General features: G+C 70.2%; 18 protein-coding genes, 2 tRNA genes and 1 pseudogene. 11 read left to right on the top strand and 10 right to left on the bottom strand.

Annotated features, from left to right (window positions below; translation table 11 throughout):
* Window positions 1-119 precede the first annotated feature (119 nt).
* The 8 genes from AC0693_RS05955 (at window position 120) to AC0693_RS05920 (ending at window position 8,517) form a co-directional block, all read left to right on the top strand.
* Window positions 120-323, top strand: a complete 204-nt coding sequence (locus tag AC0693_RS05955) for a hypothetical protein (protein ID WP_478801072.1) — start codon at window positions 120-122, stop codon at window positions 321-323.
* 103 nt (window positions 324-426) lie between these two features.
* Complete coding sequence (locus AC0693_RS05950; RefSeq protein WP_478801071.1) at window positions 427-1,548, top strand: sugar-transfer associated ATP-grasp domain-containing protein; 1,122 nt, start codon at window positions 427-429, stop codon at window positions 1,546-1,548.
* A gap of 12 nt (window positions 1,549-1,560) precedes the next feature.
* Window positions 1,561-2,490 (top strand): hypothetical protein, encoded by a 930-nt coding sequence (locus AC0693_RS05945; protein WP_478801070.1) that lies wholly within the window; start codon window positions 1,561-1,563, stop codon window positions 2,488-2,490.
* A gap of 51 nt (window positions 2,491-2,541) precedes the next feature.
* On the top strand, window positions 2,542-3,921 hold the full coding sequence (gene cysS / locus AC0693_RS05940; RefSeq protein ID WP_478801069.1) for a cysteine--tRNA ligase: 1,380 nt from the start codon (window positions 2,542-2,544) through the stop codon (window positions 3,919-3,921).
* Window positions 3,918-4,487: a 2OG-Fe(II) oxygenase gene (locus AC0693_RS05935; protein ID WP_478801068.1), complete on the top strand. Its 570-nt coding sequence runs from the start codon at window positions 3,918-3,920 to the stop codon at window positions 4,485-4,487. Before cysS ends, AC0693_RS05935 begins: the two co-directional genes overlap by 4 nt.
* A 54-nt stretch (window positions 4,488-4,541) precedes the next feature.
* On the top strand, window positions 4,542-5,723 hold the full coding sequence (locus tag AC0693_RS05930) for a serine hydrolase domain-containing protein (RefSeq protein ID WP_478801067.1): 1,182 nt from the start codon (window positions 4,542-4,544) through the stop codon (window positions 5,721-5,723).
* 536 nt (window positions 5,724-6,259) lie between these two features.
* Entirely contained in the window at window positions 6,260-8,164 is a 1,905-nt protein-coding gene (locus AC0693_RS05925) for an HD domain-containing protein (protein WP_478801066.1), read from the top strand.
* A gap of 11 nt (window positions 8,165-8,175) precedes the next feature.
* The gene (locus tag AC0693_RS05920; protein WP_478801065.1) at window positions 8,176-8,517 is read left to right on the top strand and encodes a hypothetical protein; all 342 of its coding nucleotides are present in this window, start codon (window positions 8,176-8,178) and stop codon (window positions 8,515-8,517) included.
* 215 nt (window positions 8,518-8,732) lie between these two features.
* Here AC0693_RS05920 and AC0693_RS05915 read toward each other — a convergent pair whose 3' ends face one another.
* Window positions 8,733-8,927, bottom strand: coding sequence for a hypothetical protein (locus AC0693_RS05915; protein WP_478801064.1), 195 nt, complete (start codon window positions 8,925-8,927; stop codon window positions 8,733-8,735).
* Window positions 8,928-9,075: 148 nt separating this feature from the next.
* Here AC0693_RS05915 and AC0693_RS05910 point away from each other — a divergent pair, with 148 nt between their 5' ends.
* Both AC0693_RS05910 and AC0693_RS05905 read left to right on the top strand, forming a co-directional pair.
* The gene (locus tag AC0693_RS05910) at window positions 9,076-9,807 is read left to right on the top strand and encodes a hypothetical protein (protein ID WP_478801063.1); all 732 of its coding nucleotides are present in this window, start codon (window positions 9,076-9,078) and stop codon (window positions 9,805-9,807) included.
* Window positions 9,788-11,107: pseudogene (locus AC0693_RS05905) on the top strand (tyrosine-type recombinase/integrase); the annotation flags it as partial. The gene AC0693_RS05910 and the pseudogene AC0693_RS05905, both read left to right, overlap by 20 nt.
* 374 nt (window positions 11,108-11,481) lie before the next feature.
* Here the strand turns inward: AC0693_RS05905 and AC0693_RS05900 are convergent.
* The 5 genes from AC0693_RS05900 to AC0693_RS05880 all read right to left on the bottom strand — a co-directional run bounded on the left by AC0693_RS05900 (window position 11,482) and on the right by AC0693_RS05880 (window position 18,294).
* Window positions 11,482-11,555: transfer RNA gene (locus tag AC0693_RS05900), tRNA-Lys, on the bottom strand.
* Between the two features lie 73 nt (window positions 11,556-11,628).
* A complete protein-coding gene (locus tag AC0693_RS05895; protein ID WP_478801062.1) occupies window positions 11,629-13,314 on the bottom strand; it encodes an AMP-binding protein in 1,686 nt (561 codons plus the stop codon).
* Between the two features lie 26 nt (window positions 13,315-13,340).
* Window positions 13,341-13,934 (bottom strand): lytic polysaccharide monooxygenase auxiliary activity family 9 protein, encoded by a 594-nt coding sequence (locus AC0693_RS05890; RefSeq protein ID WP_356404865.1) that lies wholly within the window; start codon window positions 13,932-13,934, stop codon window positions 13,341-13,343.
* A 302-nt stretch (window positions 13,935-14,236) separates the two neighbouring features.
* Window positions 14,237-16,873, bottom strand: a complete 2,637-nt coding sequence (locus AC0693_RS05885) for an SPFH domain-containing protein (RefSeq protein WP_478801061.1) — start codon at window positions 16,871-16,873, stop codon at window positions 14,237-14,239.
* A gap of 11 nt (window positions 16,874-16,884) precedes the next feature.
* Entirely contained in the window at window positions 16,885-18,294 is a 1,410-nt protein-coding gene (locus AC0693_RS05880) for a peptidoglycan-binding protein (protein ID WP_478801352.1), read from the bottom strand.
* A 217-nt stretch (window positions 18,295-18,511) separates the two neighbouring features.
* On the opposite strand from AC0693_RS05880, the gene AC0693_RS05875 reads away from it, so the two are divergent.
* Window positions 18,512-18,585, top strand: a tRNA-Lys gene (locus AC0693_RS05875).
* 85 nt (window positions 18,586-18,670) lie between these two features.
* Here the strand turns inward: AC0693_RS05875 and AC0693_RS05870 are convergent.
* From AC0693_RS05870 to AC0693_RS05855, 4 genes are all read right to left on the bottom strand, one after another.
* On the bottom strand, window positions 18,671-19,381 hold the full coding sequence (locus AC0693_RS05870) for a class F sortase (RefSeq protein WP_478739522.1): 711 nt from the start codon (window positions 19,379-19,381) through the stop codon (window positions 18,671-18,673).
* Window positions 19,382-19,391: 10 nt separating this feature from the next.
* The gene (locus AC0693_RS05865; protein ID WP_478801060.1) at window positions 19,392-19,997 is read right to left on the bottom strand and encodes a hypothetical protein; all 606 of its coding nucleotides are present in this window, start codon (window positions 19,995-19,997) and stop codon (window positions 19,392-19,394) included.
* Window positions 19,998-20,122: 125 nt separating this feature from the next.
* On the bottom strand, window positions 20,123-20,902 hold the full coding sequence (locus AC0693_RS05860) for an HAD-IIA family hydrolase (protein ID WP_356404570.1): 780 nt from the start codon (window positions 20,900-20,902) through the stop codon (window positions 20,123-20,125).
* Between the two features lie 146 nt (window positions 20,903-21,048).
* Window positions 21,049-22,566: an alkaline phosphatase family protein gene (locus AC0693_RS05855; protein ID WP_478801059.1), complete on the bottom strand. Its 1,518-nt coding sequence runs from the start codon at window positions 22,564-22,566 to the stop codon at window positions 21,049-21,051.
* Window positions 22,567-22,597: the final 31 nt, after the last annotated feature.

Here is a 22,597-nt window from a genome sequence, read left to right as displayed (position 1 = left end):
CGCCAGCACACCGTTCCTGAGCCGCAGGCTGGTCCGGGCCCGGCCCTCCGTGCCCGCGCCGAATCCGGCTGGGCGAGATTCCGCCGTCGCGGAGGGAGCGACCGTGAGGATTCCGAGCGGTGAATCCGGTCGACTTCGAAGGCCGGGAGGAGCACCCCCTACTGCACCGCTGGGTCCGCGACATCGCGAGCCGGTGCGAGGGGGAGCTGACGGAAGTCGTCCACGAGAGGCACGGCGGCCGGCTCATCCGCATCGCCTACATCCAGCCCGCGAACGGCATCGGCTGGTCGGCCGCCGCCGACAACATCGGGCCCGCCCGATGAGGCAGCGCCTCGCTGTCCTGGCCTACGTCATCGCCGTTACCGCGCTCGTCGTCACGTTGGCCATCGCCGGAAGCCCGGACCACTGAGAAATGGGAGGAGCACCATGAGACGTACCGCGAACCGCGGGTTCAACCACCGCCAGGCCGTGACCGAGGAGTGGTTTCGCACTCGGGTTCTTCCCCGCGTATCCGGACTGCGGTTCCTCCCCTACCAGGTGCGGCAGCTGCGGAGCGAGCACCTTCCCGCGATGCTGCGCGATGAGGACCGGAAGAGCATGGCCCGGATCGCAGGGGACCTGGTGAAGGTCACCAAGCGGTGGCAGTGCCTGCCCTTCCACTACTTCCGCTACGGCGGATACCGGCGCGAGGTGTCCGCCGAACGAGCCTGCTCATACCTGCCGGAGACGGCCCTGTTCCACCGGCTCCTTCCCCGCGTGAACCGGGACACGATCGACCTGGACGACAAGGCGTCCTGCAAGAAGATCCTCTCCGCCGCCGGCATCCCGCAGCCCACACTGATCGCGAGCGGCGACCACCGCGGCGGTGTGACGTCCCATGGTGAGGCGGTGTCGCTGCCGGACGTCCTCGATCGCGCTTCCGGCTTCGGGCGCGTGGTGGTCAAGCCCTCCCGCTACTCCAGCGGTGGATCCGGCGTCGTGATCGTGCGGCCTGGCGAGGACGGCTTCGACCTGTCGGCCTACGCGCAGCAGTGGGGTACGTGGCTGGTCGAGCAGCACGTGCCGCAGCATCCCGACCTGGACGTTCTGAACCCGTACGCCCTCAACACGTTCCGCGTGATCACCCTGCTGCGTGAAGGTGCCGCCGAGGTGCGGTACGTGATGCTGAAACTCGGCGGCACCGACAGCACCACGGACAACTCGGCCGCCGGCGGCATGCAGATCCGAGTCCACCCTGACGGGCGACTCGACCGCCACGGCTACGACCGGTACCTGAAGGCCCACACCCGTCACGGGGTCAGTTCGGTGCCGTTTGCCGACCACCGAATCTCCCGCATGACGGAGGTCCGAGAGCTGGCCGAGCGCTGCGCCCGCCTGTTCCCGCAGGTGCCCTTCATCGGCTGGGACATCGCACTCACGCCCGGCGGTCCCGTGGTCATCGAGGGCAACAGCAGCCCTTCCCTCGCACACATCCAGCGCACCCACGGCGGCGTCGCGCTGGAGCTCGTCCCCGCGCTCCGCTCCGTGATGGATCGCCCGATCATCTGACCAGGAGTTCTCGTGGAAAACCTGAAAATGCAGGCCCGCGCCGCGGCCGGGGGTCTGCTCAACACGCTCAAAACGATGCCCGAGGTCCAGGCGCTCTACGTCCTTTCCTCCTCGGCCGTCGCGCCGCGCAACGTCACGCGGTTCAGCACTGACTCCGACTTCGACCTGGCCGTCGTCCTCGACGTCCCGATCAAGGAGGACGAGTGGAGGCCGCGGCCGGCGGACACGTACGCCCTGGTCCGAGACCGGCTCCCCGCCTGGGTCCCGGAGTTCAGCTTCTACCTGCCGGTCCCCTGGGGGCGCATGGAGGTCAACGTCCACCAGCTCCTCTTCCAGTACGAGGCCGACCCGCGCACGACGTGGAACAGCGACAAGTGCGACGCCTACGGGAACAAGGGCGAGCCGCTGTTCGACCGCGAGAGCGCCTTCGAGGCGCTGATCTCCCACAAGACGCGGGAGCAGCTGGAACGGCTGGAGGGCGAGACCCACCGGCTGTACAACCGGATCACCTGGGACGTGCGTGAGATCCCACTGCGCATGGCCCGGCGGGTCGGCGTGCCCACGGGCCACTTCGTCCTGTCGGGCGCGCTGGACGAGGTCGTCGACTGGATGTACGCCCGCTCGGGCCGGCTGCTGCCGAACATGAAGTGGAAGCTGTACTCCCTCGGCGCCCTCGGCCTGATCAGCGGCGAGCAGGAGAACCTGCTGATCGAGGCCCAGCAGTGCGACCCGCTGTCGATGGTCGACCTGGAGCGGCGGTGCGAAGCGCTGGGGGAGTTTTGCCAGTCCGCCGGCATGGACCTGAGCCCCGGCGCGATCGCGAGCGTGCGGAAGGCTTACCAGCAGGCTAACCACCACCTTCTCGGGGATGAGGCAGCGGTCTTCGCCACCCTGCCGTCCCCGTGGTTCGTCCCCTTCGGCGGGCGCGGCGGTTCCAGTTAGACGCTTATGTCCGGGCGTCAGTACGCTGCGTGATCCGCTTACACAGGAGGCATGATGTCGATCAAGGTCCACAACACGCTCACCAACCAGTCGGAGGAGTTCCGCCCCGAGCGGGAGGCCGAGGTGCGGATGTTCGTGTGCGGACCCACCGTCTACGGCCCGAGCCACGTCGGGCACGCGAAGACGTACACGCAGTTCGACTTCATCGCCCGGTACCTGGAAGTGAGCGGGTACAAGGTCACGTACCTCCAGAACATCACCGACGTCGATGACAAGATCATCCGGCGGTCGGCGGAGGAGGGCGTCCCGCCGGAGGAGATCGCGGCGCTCTTCGAGAAGCAGTACCTGGAGGACATGGCCGCCCTGGGGAACACACGCGTCGACGTCCACGCGCGGGCCCACGACCACATCGACGGGATCGTGGACCAGATCAAGCGGCTGATCGAGCGAGGCCACGCCTACCAGCTCGACGACGGCTGGTACTTCGACCTGGCCTCGTTCCCCGCGTACGGCAAGCTCTCCGGCCGCACCGACCTGCGACCCGAGGACTCGGTGTCGCGGATCGACGACAACTCGAAGAAGCGCAACCCGGGCGACTTCGCCCTGTGGAAGGGCCGCAAGGACGGCGAGCCGTTCTGGGAGACCGAGCTGGGCCCGGGCCGGCCGGGATGGCACATCGAGGACACCGCGATCACGGAGACGTTCTTCGGACCCTCGTACGACCTGCACGGTGGGGCCGTGGACCTCATCTTCCCGCACCACGAGGCTGAGGTGGCCCAGATGGAAGCCGCCTCCGGGATCGAGCCGCTGGCCCGCTACTGGATGCACACCGGTCTGCTGCGCGTCGACGGCGAGAAGATGTCGAAGAGCACCGGGAACTTCCTCACCATCCGCGACGCCCTCGACCGGACGGATTTCCGTACGCTGCGGCACGCTTTCCTCTCCCAGCACTACCGCTCCTCCATGGAGCTGAGCGACTCCACGCTGGAGCAGGCCCGAGGGGCACGCCGCCGGATCGAGAACTTCGCCCGGACCATCGACCCCGCGCACACGGACAGCCAGGCGAACGCCGCACGCGCCGCCGATGCCTGGAAGGAGATGCGTGAGCGCCTGGACGACGACTTCGACACCCCCGGCGCCCTCGCCGTCCTGTTCCAGTACATCCGCGAGCAGAACCGCATGGAGGAGCCGGCCGGCCCGGCCGCTCTGCGGCTGATCGAGGACGTGAACAACCTCTTCGGAACCTTCGACATCACCGGCTCCGCCCAGAGCGACGCCGCCGTCGACGAACTCGTGAAGGAGCGCGACCGGCTCCGTGCGGCGAAGAAGTTCGCCGAGGCCGACGCGATCCGAGACCAGCTCACCCAGCAGGGCGTGATCCTCGAGGACTCGCCCGAAGGCACCCGTTGGTGGAAGGAGCCCACCTCATGACCTGGAAATGCCGCTTACCGCTCGTCGTAGAGAGCGCCATCCCCCTCAGCCTCTGCGGAGCGCTGATGGACCACGTGAAGAACCAGACCGCCCGCCCCCGTACCTACCAGGGCGTCATCGATGAATCGCTGCGCAAGAGCGAGTACGTCGAGATCCCGACGCATCTGCAGGAGGCGGTCATCTCGCACTGCGCCGCCCACTTGCGTGGCCACTTCGAGATCGCCCCGCAACGGACACCCACCCAGCCAGCGGTCGTCTACCGCTACGGCCCCGGCGTCGGCTTCGTCGCCCACCACGACGAGGTCACCGCCATCGAACGCGAGCGGGCCCGGACCAACGGACAGCCCGTCGTCGGCGGCGACCTCACCCTCGTGATCTGGCTCAACACCCCTGACTCCTACGGCGGCGGCGAGCTGTTCTTCGAGAACCCCGCCCAGGAGATCAAGCCGCCCTGCGGAACCCTGGTCGCCTTCCCGGCTACCCGCGACCACATCCACGGCGTACGGCCGATCACGAACGGCGAACGCATCACTCTCGTCGTACGCATCGATGCCGAATGCCTTTGAGCACGGCCCACTTGCCCTGCCAGAGCGGGCAGCCAAGCTGCCAGGATGAGCGGCATGACAACGATCGACGGTGAGGTAGCGCCCGGGTTCGAGCCGGTCCGCGAGGCGTTCATAGAGAACTTCACCCAGCACGGGGACATCGGTGCGGCCGTGTGCGTCTACTGGCACGGCCGACCGGTGGTCGACCTGTGGGGTGGCGTCGCCGACCCCGAGACCGGCCGTCCGTGGACACGGGACACCCTTCAACTGGTCTACTCGGCGACCAAGGGCGCCACCGCGACCGCGGCACACATGCTGGTCGAGCGCGGACTGTTGGACCTTGACGCGCCGGTGGCGAAGTACTGGCCGGAGTTCGCGGCGAACGGCAAGGCGGACATCCCCGTGCGCTGGCTCCTGTCCCACCAGGCCGGCCTGGTTGCCCTGGACCAGCCGCTGCCCCTGGCGGAGGCACTGTCCTGGGAGCCCATGGCAGTGGCGCTGGCGGCGCAGCGTCCCCTGTGGACTCCGGGCACCGCACACGGGTACCACGGCCGAACCTGGGGCTGGCTGGTCGGCGAAGTGATCCGCCGGGTCTCCGGCCGCTCACCAGGCCGCTTCTTCGCCGACGAGATCGCGCGCCCTCTCGGACTGGACTTCTTCATCGGCATGCCGGAGAGCGAGCGCGACCGGGTCAGCCGCATGGTGTACCGGCGACCGGCGGTAGACCTTACGACGGTGCCGGCCGAGTCGGTCCCCGAGGAGCTCCGCGAACAGGTCGCCGCTTGGCGGGACCCGAACTCCTTCAGCAACCGGGCGTTCGCCGTCACCGACCCGGCCGCGATCGATTTCGACTCTCCCGAGGTGCAGGCCGCTGAAATCCCGTCCTCCAACGGCATCGGCACCGCACGGGCCCTCGCGCGCATGTACGCCGCGTTGATCGGCGAGGTGGACGGCGTGCGCCTGCTCGCCCGGGAGACCCTCTCCTCGGCGATCCAGGAGCAGGCCAACGGGAAGGACCAGGTCATGGTGATCCCGAGCCGATTCAGCACCGGATTCATGCTGCCCACTGAGGGCAATCTCATGACCGGCCCGAACGCCTTCGGCCACACCGGCCGCGGCGGCTCACTCGGCTTCGCCGACCCCGCACAAGGAATCGCCTTCGGCTACGCCATGAACCACATCGTCAGCGGCTCGGACGATGCGCGCGCGGCTTTGCTTACCGAAGCAGTCCGGAAGTCGCTGGCCAGATCAGGGTGATCAAGGGGGCTGGGCAAGGGAGCGTACACTTCCCGAGCCCATCGCGACGATCATCGATGCTCAGTCGGTGAGGGCCGCCGCGACGATGACGCCTCTGGCATCACTTAGCAATTTCCGGCTGGGGTGTTGGACTGGACCGTGGTGAGGACCCGCTGGTGCTCACGATCGACCAGCGGGATCGGGGCACCCTGCGCCAGCTCGGCGCCAACTGCCCCGGCGGGCAGCGCCCCCAAACCCAACAAGTGCGCTGCCAAGGACCAGGCGACCTTGGTCAGTGCAAGTGACTGCCCGGCTGGGCAGTCTAAGCCGGGTCCATCCCGAGATAGGCCGCGGGCCATCGCTGGGGGCGTGCGCGTGGGCCGAGTGCCGGTGGGGTCGCGAAAAATCTGAACCAGTCTTAACGACCTGAACGTTGGCCTGTAGGGCAGCCGCAGGTCTGGCGATTTTGGGCTCCGAGTCGCGGACTGTTTCTTGGTGTTCCACGATGGCTTAGTGGGACGGCGCCACGGCGAAGTCGGCTCTCGGAAGGCGAAGTCATGATCGAGTCTCGTCAAGATCGCCTCATCAGAGATCCAGTTCATGGCTACGTTCGTGTCCCGCCATCGCTGTTTCCCATCGTTGATGATCCGATGGTGCAGCGGTTGAGGAGAATCTCTCAGAACTCCTTGGCCACAGTCGTTTATCCGACGATGAGCGGTTCGCGCTTCGAGCACTCGCTTGGTGCGATGCACCTGGCGCGCTTGGCGTGGGGTGCGATTTGCCGAAACACGGCCTCCGAAGTAATCGCGGCGATACTGGCGGAGATTCGCGCCGATATGCCCGATATTGCACTTTCCGACGACGAGCTAATCCAAACGATCAGCGACGCCTTGGGCTGCGTTGGGCTGCTTCACGATATAGGCCACCCGCCATTTTCTCACGCCCTTGAGCCGCTACTAATTCCTGTTGTTGACGCGGTCGTGGCCTCGCATGGAACTGAGGCGTCAGAAATAAGTCACCACAATTCCCAGGAGCACGAAATTGCCGGGTGGCTCATTGCCAGGCAAGTGATGACCCGAGGTCTCGCCGATACTACTTTGAGAGACGTCTTCTGGCGAATCTATGACACGTCGGAGCTTCAGACCGATTGGGCTGGTTGCCTTCATGGCATCGTCGCTGGCGAACTCGACGTCGACCGGCTGGATTATTTGATTAGGGATGCGCAGCGGGCCGGGACTGAGTTTGGCGCGATCGATCATCGTCGGCTGATTGAGAACTATGAGATCGTAAAACATGAGGGCGGATACCGAGTCGGGCTACGCCTCGGCGCCCTGTCGGTTGCAGAATCACTGATCTACCAGCGATTGCAAAGCTATCGGTGGATGGTGTTCCACCCTCTCATCGTGGCAGCGAACTTGTTTCTGCTGAGAAGTATTGAAACGCTGAGGGGACTCGGAGAGTCTAGTCAGGTGATCGGAGAGCCGGAGGATGACCCCATAACGATCGGCCAGATCTTCGAGGACTTTCGGCCGGATTGGAACTATCTGGAGCCGCCGAGCCTTGATGCCCAGTTGATTCTAGGGGCAGGAGCGGCGGGCAAGGTACAGCTGTCCGCTGGCAGTGATCCTGATGAGGACTCGTGGGCAGTGGCGAGGCAATCTGGCTTTGACGATGCGACGGTCATTGAGTGGGTGAAACGCGGAAGTCACTGTGCGCGCTTGTTGATCAATTTGAATTCGCCAGGCCCTTCGGAAAAGGGGCAAATGCTGAGGCTCCTTGCCTACTACTCCACCGTTATACTCAGAAAACGCTCCTTCGTTCCGCTTTGGCGAAATTACGCAGAGTTCTGCGACGTGGCAGCCAAACTGTCGGATAGTGAAATAGCGCTGAGCCTGCAGACGCTCGTAGGAAAGGCCCATGAAGATCTTCGGCGGCAGCTTGCAAATCAACCGACGGAGCTTCATCTGCTTGACTCGTTGGTCGCGGAGGCCAATGTCGTGGTCGAAGCTGGCGATCCTTCGACTCTCTTCAATTACGTGGTTGAGAAGGCGGTTAAGGGTGTTGAGGGCGAGCTTAGTCAACATCTTTCCGAGCACTGCGATGCGACGCTCGGTGGCGATGTGCGGGGATTCTGGGAGCTGAAGCGCCTACCGTTCTTGCCCGTGAAAGCTGGTAGCGATGCGGCCATTATGCTGAGGGGCGACGAGATAATTCCCCTCCGGTTTGCCAGTCCCGTGGTCCAGCACCTGGAGTCTGCAGGTCGGGACGGAATTGGCATGTTTGCGTATTTTGTCTCTTTGAGAGAAAATGATCTTGTTGGGACTAGGCGGGACGAGGCCGCACAGCATCTCCGGCGAGTCTTTGCCGAAGTCTTCCCAACAGCGATCGCCGGCTACTACCGTGGGTCGCTACTTCGCTCGGTTAAAGTGGCAGCACAGTCGACCGCTGCCATCGACTCGTGAAGGGGTCTGAGATGACCACGGAGGATATCCTGAAGGGCGACTTCGAATCGTTTCCGGGGGCTGACGGCACTCAGGCTCCCCCTGAGGTCGTCGCCGTCGCAGAGCGTTTGCCGATCGTGCTCTTCGCCTTTAGGGATGAGCCGGAGGCGGCAATCCACATCGGCGAACTAGAGACCGTTGTTCTATCGGCTCTCGCCTCCCGAAAATATGCTGGCCCCGGTATCAGCATCCGCGAGGTTGTGGACAATATGCAGCGGATGATGCTTGTGGAGTACCGCCTAAATGACCGGAGTGTCGTTCTTACGGCCAGTGGGCGAGAGCTCCTTGCGCACCTCCGCCAGAGCTCTGCTTGAATTCCGCAGACGCGGCATAAAAATTTAATTCAGCCTTCAGGAGATTTTCTGGAGGTTTTTTCTGTGTGCGGATTTCGAAGCGGCAGGGGCGATGGCCCTGCTTCAAACGCTAGCGTTGACGTACCCCGGCCAAGGGCCGTCCGTCCAAATAGTTGAGATCCGTCGATGCGGTCTTCACCGATCTCTTCGACTCCGAGCGCGGCATGCGCATTTCCCTAGTTCGCGATGCCCAGCAGTGCCAGCAGTGGCGCAGTCGGCACCCTCCAGGTCGCGCCCACCCGTAGCACCGGCACCGGGAACTCGCCGCGTCTGGCCAGTTCAAACGCCCGCGTCCGCCCGATGCCCAACGCCTTGCCGGCCGTGACCAGGTCCGTGATGGCCGGTAGCCGCAGCAGCTCTTCTCGGGTCATGCCGCCCATGGGGCTCACCTCATCGGTGGTTGATGCTCTGACTTCAGAGCGCATGATGCCCCAACTTGTAACGAATGAAACGCTCTGGCTTGCGAGCTAATGAAGGCGTACCGTGGATGGCTCCAGTCGCGATCTACCGAGGTGATCCATGGAGCCCACGACGCCATCCCTGCGGGACGTGCTGGCTGCTGGCCTCAAGCAGGTCCGGCAAGCCCGTGGACTCCGGCAGGAAGAAGCTGCCGTCCGTATCCGGCAGCAGGGGCTCACCTCGTGGATTCGAGGCACTGTGGGCCAGGCGGAGGTGGGAGCACGGCGCTTCTCCATCGAGGAGCTGTTGCTGCTCGCCCTGGCCCTGGACGCAGCCCCGGTTGACTTCATCACCAGCCCGGACGATCAGCTCATTGAGCTGGCCCCTGGCGCCCACCTGACGGCGGCTACTCTGCGGGCGCTGCTGTTCGGCGACCGGACCACCCTGCGCAAGCTCACTCCGAAACCTGCGGCCACGCCGAGTGTCGAGCCGAGCCAGGTGTCTGAGCTGCTGGACGAAGCCCGGCGGTCGGGCCTGGACGACCCGGCCCTGGTCGAGCGAGCGGTTAGCGCCGTGAGCGACGCCGAGCGGCATGTGGCGCGCAAGGTCGGCACGACGCCGGAGTGGGTCAACCTGGTGGCGCTGTCACGCTGGGAGCGGACTTGGTCGGAAGAACGTGACCGACGGTTGGCCGGTCGGGCAGCCGAGGCGACACCGCGTCAACTCCAAGCCATGCGTGGCCACATCACCCGCGATCTGCTGACCGAGCTGGAAGACGATCTCAAAGCGGGGACGAACCCGCACTCTGAGGAGTCCGCGAAGAAGGTAAGCCATGAAGGGCACGACGTATAAGCGCTGCAAGTGTCCGCCTCGCTTCAACCAAGCGGGGCGACGGTTGGCGTGCACCAAGAAGCACGGCACCTGGTCGTACGTCGTGGATCTGCCGCTGACGGACGAGGGCCGGCAAGAGCACGGCCGCCAGCAGCTCACCCGAGGCGGCTTCGCCACCCAGCGCGAGGCCATCGACGAACTCCACCAGGTCATCCGGCTGCTCGCCGTCCCCGAGGCTGACGACGACGCCGGGCGGCTCGACATCCTGGCGACCATCCGCGAGCATTACCGCAGCTTTCAGCAGCTGCCGGACTTCGCCGAGACGAAGCGGCGGTTCGGCGCGGGCCTGTCGCTGACGTTGCGGCAGAGCGTCGGGGAGTGGCTGGACGAGTGGCTGAGAGCGAAGCGCAAGCTGGCGGCCAACACCCGCCGCTCGTACGCCGGGCACATCGAGCAGCGGCTCAAGCCGTACCTGGGTGACATCGACCTGGAGAAGTTGCGGGCCAGCCACATCCGTAGTGCCTACGACACCATCGTGGCCATCACCGCCGAGACCCCTCGCCCGGTGGGTCCGGCGACCTTGGCTCGCATCCATGCCACCCTGCGGGCGGCCCTCAACGCCGCCAAGCGACAGCACCGCATCGTGGACAACCCTGCCCTGTTCGTGGAGATCGACGCGGCTCCTCGGCCCAAGCCGGTGCTGTGGACCGAGCAGCGGGTCATCGAGTGGATGGCCACGGGCCGCCGGCCCAAGGTGGCGGTGTGGCGGCCGGAACAGGTCGGGGCGTTTCTCGATCTTGTAGCCACTGACCGGCTCTACGCCTACTACCACCTGCTCGTCTTCCGGGGCCTGCGCCGAGGCGAGGGCATCGGGCTGCCGTGGACTGACGTGGACCTGGAGTCCGGAGCGCTGGCCGTGGAGTGGCAGATCATTCAGATCGGCTGGGCCACGGCCATCTCCCGGCCCAAGGACGACAGCGGCGGCGTGGTGGCGCTCGACTCGGTGACGGTCGATGTCCTCCGGGCCCATCGAGCCCGTCAGGCGACCGAACGGCTGGCATTGGGTCCAGCCTGGACCGACACGGTCCACGTCTTCACGACCGAAGACGGCAAGCCGCTCCACCCGGACTACGTCAGTCGGCACTTCGTCCGGATGGTGAAGCGGGCCAACACTCTGCGAGTCGGGGACGTGGGCCAAGCGGTGGCCGATGTGCAGCGGGCGCTCGGGCTGCCCGAGTCAGCCGTCTTCGATGACGACCTACGCCGGGCGGTCTTCGACTTCCAGCGTGAGCGCGGGCTCACAGCCAACGGCATCGTGGACCCACACACGTGGTATCCCCTCACCCCGGACGAGCCGCTGCGGCCGTATCCGCATCCGGGCTACCTGCCGCCCATCCGGCTCCACGACCTACGCCACGGTGCCGCGACGCTGGCACTTGCTGCTGGGGGAGACATGAAGGTGATCTCAGCCATGCTCAGGCACTCGACCATCCAGATCACGGCGGACACCTACACATCGGTCCTGCCGGAGGTCGCTCGCGAGAACGCTGAGGCTTCGGTGGCGCTGGTGCCGCAACCCAAGCCCGCGCGAACCGACGGCGGCGCGGTTAGCCCCTCGCTAGCACCGAGCCCCAGGAACGCCAAAGGCCGTTCTTCCCGAAGGAAGAACGGCCTGGTCAGGCGATTGCCTCGCTGTGCGCCGCCAGGGACTCGAACCCCGGACCCGCTGATTAAGAGTCAGCTGCTCTAACCAACTGAGCTAGCGGCGCCTCACGAGAGAAAATATTACCCGGTCGTCGAGGGTGCTCGCGACCACGTTCCGCACCGGCCGGCAGTCGCCCCTCAGCGGTCCAGCAGCTCCACGCGGGACTGGGCCGCGTACGCCTCCAGCAGGGCGGCGACGTCCGCCGCGGTCAGCGGGCGGTAGCCCCCGGCGCTCGCCGCCGGGCGCCACCACACCGGGTCCGGCGTGCGGAACCCGGCCCGCCGCAGACCGACCCGGTGGACCTTGTTCGTCGCCGTCACGGGCATGGCCGCCACCACCCTCAGGTAGCGCGGCACCATCTTCGGGCCGAGGTCCGGCTGCGCCGCGAGGAACGCCCCGAACGCCTCCGGGTCGAAGACCGCCCCCGGCCGCAGCGCTAGGGCCGCCATCACCTGGTCCCCGGCGACCTCGTCCGGCACCGCGTACACCGCGACCGCCGCCGCGGCCTCCCAGCGGGCCAGGATGTTCTCGATCATCGCGGCGGCCAGGTTCTCGCTGTCGACCCGCAGCCGGTCGTCCGTACGGCCCGCGAAGTAGAGGAAGCCCGCGGCGTCGCGGAAGAAGAGGTCCCCCGTCCAGTACCAGCCGTCCCGGGTGCGGGCGGCCTCCGCCTCGGGGTTGCGCCAGTACCCCTCGAAGAGGCTGCGCCCCCGGTTGACCAGCTCCCCGATGGCCTCCGCGCCGTTCACCAGCCGGCCGCCCGCGTCGAAGACGGCGGGCGGGCACTCGGCGCCGGTCTCCGGGTCGATGACGGCCAGGTCGTCCCCGGCGCCCGCCCGGCCGAGGGCGCCAGGCGGGGTGTCCGGGGTGCGCTGGACGGAGGCGCCGCCCTCGGTGGCCCCGTAGCCCTCGACGAGCCGGACCCCGAACCGCTCGGCGAAGCGGGCCGCGTCCACCGCCCCGGCCTCGGTGCCGAAACCGAGCCGCAGCGGGTGGTCCCGGTCGTCGGGGCGCGGCTCGGTGGCCAGGAGGTACTGGACGGCCCGGCCGACGTAGGTGAAGTACGTCGCCCCGTACGCCCGTACGTCGTCCAGGAACGCGGAGGCCGAGAAGCGGCGGCGCAGCGCCACCGAGGCGCCCGCGGTCAGGGCCGGGAGCCAGTCGGCGATGACGGCGTTGCCGTGGAACATCGGCATGCAGATGTAGTGGACGTCGTCCGGCGTGACGGAGAACTGCCGGGCGAGGGCCGCTCCGGCGGCGGCGAGCCGTCCCTGGGTGCAGATGGCGGCCTTGGGGGCGCCGGTGGATCCGGAGGTGAAGTACAGGAGCAGCCGGTCGCCGGGGCCCGGACCGCCGGGCCGGAGCACGGCGTCCCCGGGCCGGGCGTCCGCGTGCGGGGCGAGCAGGCCGGCGTACGCGCCGTCGTCGTCGGTGACCAGGATCCGTACGCCGGGCAGGTCGAGCCCGTCGAGGAGCGGCAGGTGGGCGCGTTCGGTGACCAGGATCCGGCAGTCGGTGTGCAGGATGTCGCGGGCCAGCTCGGGGCCGCGCCGGGTCGGGTTGATGCCGGCGACGGCGGCCCCGGCGAGGGCCGCCGCGCCGAGCCAGAAGGGGAACTCGGGGGTGTTGTCGAGCAGCACCCCCACGTGCGGCGGCGCCCCCGGCGGCAGCAGGGCGACGAGCAGCGCGGCGCGCGCCGCGCTCTCCCGGGCGCACCGGTGGTGGCTGAGGACGGTCTCGCCGTACCTCAGCCCCGGCCGGTGGTCGCCCCACTGGCGCGCCACGAGCTCCGCGACGGTCCCGGGTGTCGTCGTCGTCCGCATGCCGCCGGAGGATAGCTGACGCGGCGTCAGAACTGAACGTCGGAGCAGGAGTAGAAGGCGTTGGCGGTGTCGTTGACGGTCCACACCGCCAGGATCAGGTGCCGTCCGGTCTTGCCGCCCGGCATCGTGCCGTGGTGGACGGTGGTCATGGCGGGGCGGGCGCCGTTGTAGGCGACCGTGAGGAAGGGCTGGGGGTCGAGCGAGGCCCGGGTGAGGGGCTTGGAGGGGTCCCATCCGTTCTTGGTGACGTAGTAGCGGAAGTCGGTGGTGGAGTGGTTGGCCGTGAACTGCCACCGGAAGTCGTAGGCCGAGCCGCTGGTGACCTTGGTCGTCGGCCAGGTGCCGCCGCGCGGGTCGTCGAGCTCCGCGAACTCGGCGTGGTTGGCGGAACATATCCGGCCGTCGGCGGGTCCGGCCGCCGGGAAGCCCTTGAGGCCCTCCACGCTCTGCGGCTCCCACTGGATGGAGCCGCAGTTGGTGACGGTCTTGTTGGCGCAGAGCTTCTGACGGCTGATCGGGGTGTCGGTGTACCCGTGGCTGCTCGCGGTGGGGGCGCTGAGGACGGAGAGGCCGACGATCATGCCGAGGCCGAGCGCGGCGGCGCCGGCCCGTCTGGGCATGCGGACGGGCATGCGGGTCTTACGCATGATGCTCCTTGAACGTGGGGGGAGTTCGGTGAGCGTGCGCACGCGGGGGAAAGCGGTACCGGTGTGTGCGGGTGTGCGGGTGTTCTGCTCTTCTGCTGTTCTGCCGTTCAGGTCTAGACCAAGTTCCAGATTATTGACGGGAGTTGGCCATGTCCAGACCAAAGGGCGAACGGACGTCCCGCGATGTGGGCGGCCGGACGCGCGCCGGAGGGGCGGCCGGTGGTTCCGGCCGCCCCTCGCGTTCCTGGCGTGAGTGCGCGGTTGCCCCGCGGGGTCTACTCGGGGCGGCCCGTGTAGAAGGCCACCGTCAGGTCCTTCACCAGCGCCTTGCGCTCGTAGTCGTCCAGCTCGACGAGCCCGCGCGAGGTCAGCCGGTTGACGGTGTCGTCGACCGCGTCCACCACCGAGGTCAGCACGCTGTCCCGGTGCTTCGCGTCGATCGCCGCGACCCGACGGCGGCGCATCGCCGCGGCTACCTCCGGGGCGTACTCGATCCGGGTCGGCTGGGCCGAGTACACCTCGATGCCCACGGCCTCGGTCTCGGCCGCCAGCATCCGGGTCAGGGCGTCCCCGACCGCCTCCGCGTCGCGCAGGGTCGGGGCGTCCTCGTGGAAGGCGTCGGCCGGAAGCTGCGAGAGCACGCGGGCCATGGCGGACTCGACCTGCTCGGCGAGGTAGCCGATGTGGTCCTCGACGGCCAGCGCGGCGCGGGCCGTGTCCTTGATCTGCCAGACCACCTGCACGACGACCTGGAGGGCGAGACCGCCCGAGTCGACGGCGGGCAGCGGGTCGCTGCGCCAGTGCCGCAGGCGTACGTCGACCCGGCGGCGCAGCAGCAGGGGGCTGACCCACAGCAGGCCGGTGCGGCGGACCGTGCCGCGGTAGCGGCCGAACAGGGTCAGCACCCAGGCGTGCCCGGTACGGCCCCGGCCCAGGCCGCCCAGCGCGAAGAGGGCGACGATGCCGAGGAAGGCGAGCGGCGGCCACTGATAGGCGCGCAGCCCCCGGTAGGCGCGGGGCGCCATCCCGAAGCCCTCCACCAGTGCGGCGGGCAGCGCCCCGGCCCGCCAGAGCACGGCGGCGCACCCGGCGAGCGCCAGAGCGCCGACGAGCAGGCCGACCGAGCCGGGCAGCACCGGACCGCGGCGCTCGCGCAGCCGGTCGTCCCCGCGGGGCACCCGGCGGCCGGGGTCGGCGGGTGCCGCCGCCGCGCGGGGCCGGGGGGCGGGGGCCGGGCGCAGGACCGCGGTCCCCTCGCCCTGGAAGGGCAGGCCGGCCGGCACCTCCGTGGCCGCGGACCCCGGGCCCGGCAGGGTCACCCGGGGCAGGTCCTGCGTGTCCTCCTCCATCCCCCGCGCCACGGCCTGCGCCACGACGTGCGCGACCCCGGGCCCGGGCACCCGTGAACCACCGGGCGCGGGCGGCCACACGGCGTGCGGGGAGCGGACGGGGGCGATGCCCCGGGCGGGGCGGGCGGCGGGAGCCTGACCGGGGTCGGCGTCCTGAGCGTCCGTGCCGGGCATCGGATCCTGGACCGGGTCGGCGGCGGGGGCGCCGAGGACCGGGGCGGTGCCGCCCGGGTCGGCGGCGGGGGCCCCCGTTACGAGTACCGGGCCCCGGGCCGGGTCGGCGTCGGGGGTGGCCGGGGTGCGTGCCGGATCCCGGTCCGCGGCGGCGACGCGGGTGCCGAAGGCGGGGGTCGCCCCGGCCGGGCCCGCGTCGAGGACGCCCGTCGGCTGGGCCGGCCCCCGCTCCGGGCCGGCGGCAGGGGCGCCCGCGGCGAAGTCCGGAACCTGCACCGGGTCGGCGCTCAACGTGCCCGCCGCCAAGTCCAGACCGGGGACCGGGTCGCTGACGGGCGGGCGGGAGGCGGGTACCGGACCCTGGCCCGGGTCGGCGCTCAACGTGCCCGCGGCGAATTCCGGAACCTGGACCGGGTCGGTGACGGGCGGGCGCGGGGCGAGTACCGGGCCCCACGCCGGGTCGGTGACGAGGGTGTGGGGGGTGGGCGGGGGGCCGCTCGGGTCGGCGTCGCGGAGGCCGACCGGTTCGGGGGCCGCCTCCCCGGCCCGTGCACACGCCAGGTGGGTGACCGTGCCGCCACGGGCCCCGGTCACGGCCTCGGCCTCGGCCTCGGCCTCGACCTCCGCCAGGGCGGGCGCCACGCCGAGCCCCGGCCCGTACCCGGTCGCGCCGTGGGCCGCCTCCAGCCCGACCCCGTACCCGGACATCGTGGGGGCCGTACCGGCCCCGGCGTACCGGATGGTCCCGGCGGCTGCCTCGGCCAGGGCCGGAGCCACGCCGGCCTCCGACCCGTGCCCGAACTCGTACTCGTGCCCGTACGCGTACTCGTGCCCGTGCTCGTACTCGTGCCCGCCTCCGCCACCGGACCCGCCCGTCGCGGCGGGGGCCGCGTCCGGGCCGGCGGCGGCTTCGGCCGGCGCGTAGGCGGTGTCGGGGCCGGTTTCGCCGCGGGCCGCGGGGACTTCGCCTCGCGGCGGGTCCGCGGCCGGGGCGGTGTGGTCCGCGACGGCCGTGAGCACTGCCCGTCGTCCCGGGTCGGAGGGGGCCGCCCCGCTCGGGTGCTCCCCCGCGCCGGCGTGTTCGTGGCCCTGCGGCGCGGAGACCCCGGCTCGGTGGCCGTCCGGCACCGGCATGGCGGCGGAGGCGCCCGTGCGGGACTCCGCACGGGCCGCGGGGGCCCGGAAGTCGGCCCCCTCCTGCGCCAAGGCCACCCCGTGCCCCTCCGGGAGCGCAACGGCGGGGGCCGACAAGGTGTGCAGGCCCGCCCGGGGGGCTTCCGGGGGCGTGGTCCAGCGGCCCGGGGACGGGGCGGCCGGGGGTGCGGGGGTCGGCGGCGCCGGGGGGATCCGCATCGTGCCCGTCGTGGACGTCGTACGCGTGGGGTACATCGTTTCCTCCGTCATGCGAACAGCCGGCGCCAGGTTTCCGGGCCCGGATAGCCGTCGGCCGAGGCGCCGCGCCAGCCCTGCGCGCGCTGGAACGCCTCGACGCCGCGGCGGTCGGCCTCGCCCCACCGGGGGCCCGGGCCGGTCGTGTAGTACTTGCCGAAGCCCTTCTTCGTCAGCTGCCGCCCCAGGGCGGTGACCGCCGGTCCGGACGCGCCGGGGCGGAACGCCGCCGCCCCCGGGTACGGCGGCTCCGACAGCGGCGGCGGGCCCGCCGCCCCGGTCCGCGTCGGCGCGATGTCCCTGCCCTGCTTCTGGACCAGCAGCTTCCAGGTCTGCGGACCCGGCAGGCCGTCCGCCTCCGCGCCCGTCCAGCCCTGGGCCCGCTGGAAGGCCTCGGTGGCCAGCCGGTCGGAGTCGGTCCACTGCGGACCGGTCCCCTGCGGGTAGAACCGCGTACCGCCGCGGTCGACGAGCATCCGGCCGAGCCGGGCGACGTGCGCGTTGTTCGCGCCGGGGCCGAAGGCCGCAGCCCCCGGATAGGCCGCGTCGGCCACCGGCTGGGGCTTCGGTTTCGGCAACGTCACCGGTGTCGCGGGAGTGCCCGGCGTCACCGGCCCCGCCGCGGGCACCTCGGGGACGGCGGGCGCGGCCGGCACCTCGGGAGTGGCGGGGGCCGCGGGAACCGTGCCGCCCGTGATCCCGTTGAAGCGGTAGGGCAGGTACTTCGTGGCGTTGTTCCAGTAGCCGTAGGGCGTCGCCTGCTTGCGCGTGTGCGGGCGCGTCTGCTCGTAGGCGATGTAGTGCGTGCGGGTCCCGTCCACCCAGCCGCCGAAGAGGGTGACGTGCGAGCCCTGGTTCGGGTCGGCCGGGTTGTGGAAGAGCAGCATGTCGCCCGGCAGCAGCTCGTCCTTGGTGATCCGGGTGGCGAACTTGTCGAGGCTGCCGGTCCATTCGTTGGTCCCGAGGTTCCAGGCCATCGAGACGTAGCCGGAGCAGTCCTGGCGGTAGCCGTCGGTCCAGTACAGCTCCATGCTGTACGGAACCTTCGCGTCCAGCCACCGCTTCGCCCGGTTGATGATCGTCGTACGGTCGATGTTCCGCCGCAGTGTCGGCAGCCGGACCGGGCCCGCGGGCGAGGGGCCGTGCAGCGGGGCCCGGCCGCCCTGGGGGCTGCCGGGAGACGCCGGTCCGGGCACCGGGTCCGGGTTGGCGACCGCCGCCGCGACGCCGCCGGAGCCGCCGAGCACCACCCCGGCGGCGGTGGCGAGCACCAGCGCGCGCCGCGCTCCCCGCGCCGCCGGGTGACCGCCGTCCCGCAGCGGTATGGCGCGGGCGCGGGCCAGGGAGCGGCGCCGCTGGACGCAGCCCGGGCACGCGCAGTCGGGCGCGGGCGCGTACTCCTCGAAGAGCGGCGTCGTCATCAGGGTCTGCTGAGGGGGCTGCGTCGTCATGCGGTTCCGTCCACTCCCCTGTTCGTCCACTGGGCGGCCGGGGCGCACCTGGCGGGGCATCAGGTACGGCGCGGCCAGAACACATCGTGCACGATAAACACCCCAAACATGGGCTAATCGGACAAGGCGGACGTGTGTTGTCACGAGCACCGTCACGTGTGGGGTAAAGTTCTCTTTGTCGAAACAAGCGCCGCTAGCTCAGTTGGTTAGAGCAGCTGACTCTTAATCAGCGGGTCCGGGGTTCGAGTCCCTGGCGGCGCACAGACACGAAGAAGCCCCTCGCTCACGCGAGGGGCTTCTTCGCTTGTGCCCTGCGGGTCCCGGAGGGCGCGCTGCCGGGCCGCTCTCAACCGCTCACGGCGGCCGGCTCCGGTGCGGACGGCTCCGCCGACGCCCGGTCCGGGGTCCCCGTGGCCGTCAGGTAGGCCGAGACCACCACGTTCGCCGTGTACTGCTTCGCCGCCTTGTCGTACGAACCGCCACAGGTGACCAGCCGCAGTTCCGCCCGGCCCGGCACCTTCGGCCCGTAGGCCTTGTGCGGGTCGAAGGAGGCCCGCTCGTACACCTGGATGTCCTCGATGGTGAACTCGGCGGCCGTGCCGTCCGCGCGCAGCACCCGCACCTTGCCGCCCGGCTGCGCCGAGCTGAGCCCGTAGAAGACGGCCGGCTTGGACTCGGTGTCCACGTGCCCGACCAGCAGCGCGGTGCCCGCGGCCCCGGGCTGGACCCCGCCCGACCACCAGCCCACCGTGCCCGGCTGCTCGTAGGGCGGCGCGATGATCGCCCCCTGCGCATCCAGGCCCCGGCTGATCACCGGGGCCCGGATGCCTATGGAGGGCACGTCGACGCGCTGCGGCGGCCCGGGCGTGGCGGGCGCGGGGAGGGGGGCGTGCGCGGCGGGCATGCCGGGCGCGGACATCCGGCCCGGCTGGGCGTACGGACCCCCGGGCACCCCGGTGATCTCGCGGCCCCACAGCCACAGCCCCAGCACCAGGACCGTCCAGGCGGCGGCGGTCAGCAGCCGCCCGCCGCCGGAGGCCTTCGGCTCCGCCGTCACCGGGGCGCCCTCACCCGCCGCTGCGGCGGCGGCGCAGGGCCAGCGCGCGGCCCGCGACCGCGAGGGTCGCCGCGGCGGCCAGCACCGCGCCGATCACCGTGTGCGGAAGGCCGGGGCCGCCCGTTTCGTGTTCCTTCTTGGCGGTGGTGCTGGCGGGGGCCCCGGCGGCCAGTTCCGCGGCCATGCCGCCGCCGCCCGCGTGCACCGGCCAGATCGGGGTGGGGTGGTGCGAGGGCTGGTGGTGCTCGACCTCCAGGGAGCCGCGCACCCGGTCGTCCCGGTCGTCGCACCGCACCCGGATCTCGTGGCGGCCGGACCAGGCGTCCGAGCGGATGTGGGCGTCGCCCCACAGTTCCCGGCTGTCTCCGCGGCCCCGGCTGAGGCGGATCTCGGAGACGAAGGCCGAGGACGTGGCGGACGCCCAGTCGCCGTCGCAGCCGCGGACGCGCAGTTTGACCTGCGCTCCCGAACGTGCGGGGTCGGGATCGGCCGAGACGCTGCCGCGGCCGTCCGGGTTCGCGAGGGCGACGGGGGCGGCCACGGTGGTCACGGCGGAGAGTGCCGTCAGGGCGACGGCCACCCCGGCGACACGGAGAGCGATCAGATCACTGCGCATGGTGAACCTCCTCACAAGGAGGTTCACGCGCGGTGCGCCGCTCCGCATCCGGAGCGGCGCACTCTTGGCCCGTACGGGTCGGGCGTACGCCCTACCGCCCTACAGCCCGGTCCCGGCTGCGGGCGCTAGATCAGATCGACCAGGTCCGCGATCGAGGGCACGGTCCGGGTGGGGCGGTAGGGGAACTTCTCGGTGTCGGCGACCGACGTCAGACCGGTCAGCACGAGGAAGGTCTGCATCCCCGCTTCCAGGCCCGCCAGCACGTCGGTGTCCATGCGGTCGCCGATCATCGCGCTGGTCTCGGAGTGCGCCCCGATGGCGTTCAGGCCGGTGCGCATCATCAGCGGGTTCGGCTTGCCCGCGAAGTACGGCTTCTTGCCCGTGGCCTTGGTGATCAGTGCGGCGACGGCGCCGGTGGCGGGCAGCGGGCCCTCGGCGGAGGGGCCGGTCTCGTCCGGGTTGGTGCAGATGAAGCGGGCGCCCGCGTTGATCAGGCGGACGGCCTTGGTCATGGCCTCGAAGCTGTACGTACGGGTCTCGCCCAGCACCACGTAGTCCGGCTCGTGGTCGGTCAGGATGTAGCCGATGTCGTGCAGGGCGGTGGTCAGGCCCGCCTCGCCGATGACGTACGCGGTGCCGCCGGGGCGCTGGTCGTCGAGGAACTTGGCGGTGGCCAGCGCCGAGGTCCAGATGTTCTCGACGGGCACGTCGAGGCCCATCCGCAGCAGCCGGGCCTGGAGGTCGCGCGGGGTGTAGATGGAGTTGTTGGTCAGCACCAGGAAGGGCTTGCCCGAGTCGCGCAGCCGCTTGATGAAGACGTCGGCGCCCGGGATCGGAACGCCCTCGTGGACGAGGACCCCGTCCATGTCGGTGAGCCAGGATTCGATCGGCTTGCGCTCTGCCACTGGAATGTTCTCCGCTCTCGCCGGCCCCGTTCGGGGCGGGCCGCTGACCTCTGACCTCTGGTCTCCACCACCCTACGCGGGCCGGGCCGTGGACGCGTGGGGCGTCCACGACCCGGCCGCGGGGAGGACGGACCGCGGCCCGGGGGTCAGCCGAGCGTGACGTTGTCGACGGTCCAGTACCAGTTGTTGGCGCCGCTGTAGCGGAAGCGGACCTGGACGTCGGTGGCGCCCGCGGGGACCTGGAGGGTGATCGCCTCGGCGCGGGCGACGGCGTCGGCGGTGTAGCTCTTGACCACGGCCGGGGTGCCGCCGTTGTAGGAGACGAGCACCTGGGCGCTCTGGCCGGCCTCGTGGCGGTAGTGCGTCCGGAAGGCGAGGGTCCTCGTCGCGCCGCTGGTCACCGCCCACTTGGGGGTGACGAGGGTGGAGTCGAAGCCGCCGGTGTGGGCCTTGTCGTCCCACTCGTCGGAGTCGGCGACGGCGAAGACGTCGCGCGAGCGGACGTTCAGCTCGCGCCACTGGTCGCGCTGGGACCGGGTCCAGAACTCGTCGGTGGTGAAGGCCCAGCCGGCCCATTCGGTGACGCCGCCCGTCCCCATCCGGGAGTTGTCGACGCTCCAGCCCGCGGGCGGGGTGTGCGTGAAGCCCTTGACGCCGACCGGGACGCCCGTTTCGTCGACCCGGCCCTGGAGGGAGGGGCGCAGGGTGTCGAAGGGGTCGCCGTCCGGGGCGTCCAGCGGTACGCCGTCCAGTCCCGCGGTGGAGACGCCGACCTGCCGGAGCGCGGTGGCCGCGACGTCGACGAGGCGTACGTCGTCGCGGACCGAACCGGCGGCGATGCCCGCGCCCTTGGCGATGACGAAGGTGCCGCGCTCCTGGATCGTGGAGCCGCCGTGGCCGCCCGCATCGGTGTGCCCGTGGTCGGTGGTGACCAGGATCTTCCAGTTCTCCTGCGCGTACGTCGGGCGCTCCTGGACGGCGGTGAGGAGCCGGCCGATCAGCCGGTCGACGCGGCCGATGGTGTCCAGGTACTCCTGGCTGGCGGCGCCCGAGGAGTGGCCCGCGTGGTCGATCTCGCCGAAGTAGACGAAGGCGGCGTCCGGGTCCTGGTCGCGCAGTTCGGCCGAGGCGGCGGCGGCGATCTTCGGGTCCTCGCTGCCGTAGCCGTCGCGGTCGCCCTTGAGGGAGAGGCGCTTGTCCACGGCGGCCGAGAAGACCGGGCCGTTCTGGTCGGTGGAGGTGAGCGGCTCCCAGTCGGCGGCGGCGTAGGTGTGCAGCGCCGGGTTGGCCTTCTCGGCGCGGGTGAGGAAGTCCGGGTAGGCCGTGTAGTTCTTGCCGGTGAAGGAGTTGTCCTTCACGCCGTGCTTGTCGGGCCAGACGCCCGTGGCGATGGTGGACCAGCCGGGGCCGGAGGAGGTCGCGGCCATCGGGTTCGCGTACAGGGTGCTGCGGGCGGTCAGGCCCTGGGCCATCAGAGCGCCCAGGTGGGGGGCGTCGGCGGCCTTGACGCGGTCGAGGACGGCGCCGTCGATCCCGATGACCAGGACCTTGTTGACGGCGGCGGCCGGGGTCGTGGCCGCGGGTGCGGTCGGGGCGGCGGCGGCGAGCAGGGCCGCGGCGGTGGCCGCCACGGCGAGGGCGCGTCCGTGCAGGACAGGGGACACGTACTCCTCCAGGGAGTAAGCGAGGCGAGAA

Source organism: Streptomyces sp. NPDC043876, assembly GCF_056435825.1.
This window is presented reverse-complemented; position numbering and strand designations above follow the sequence as displayed.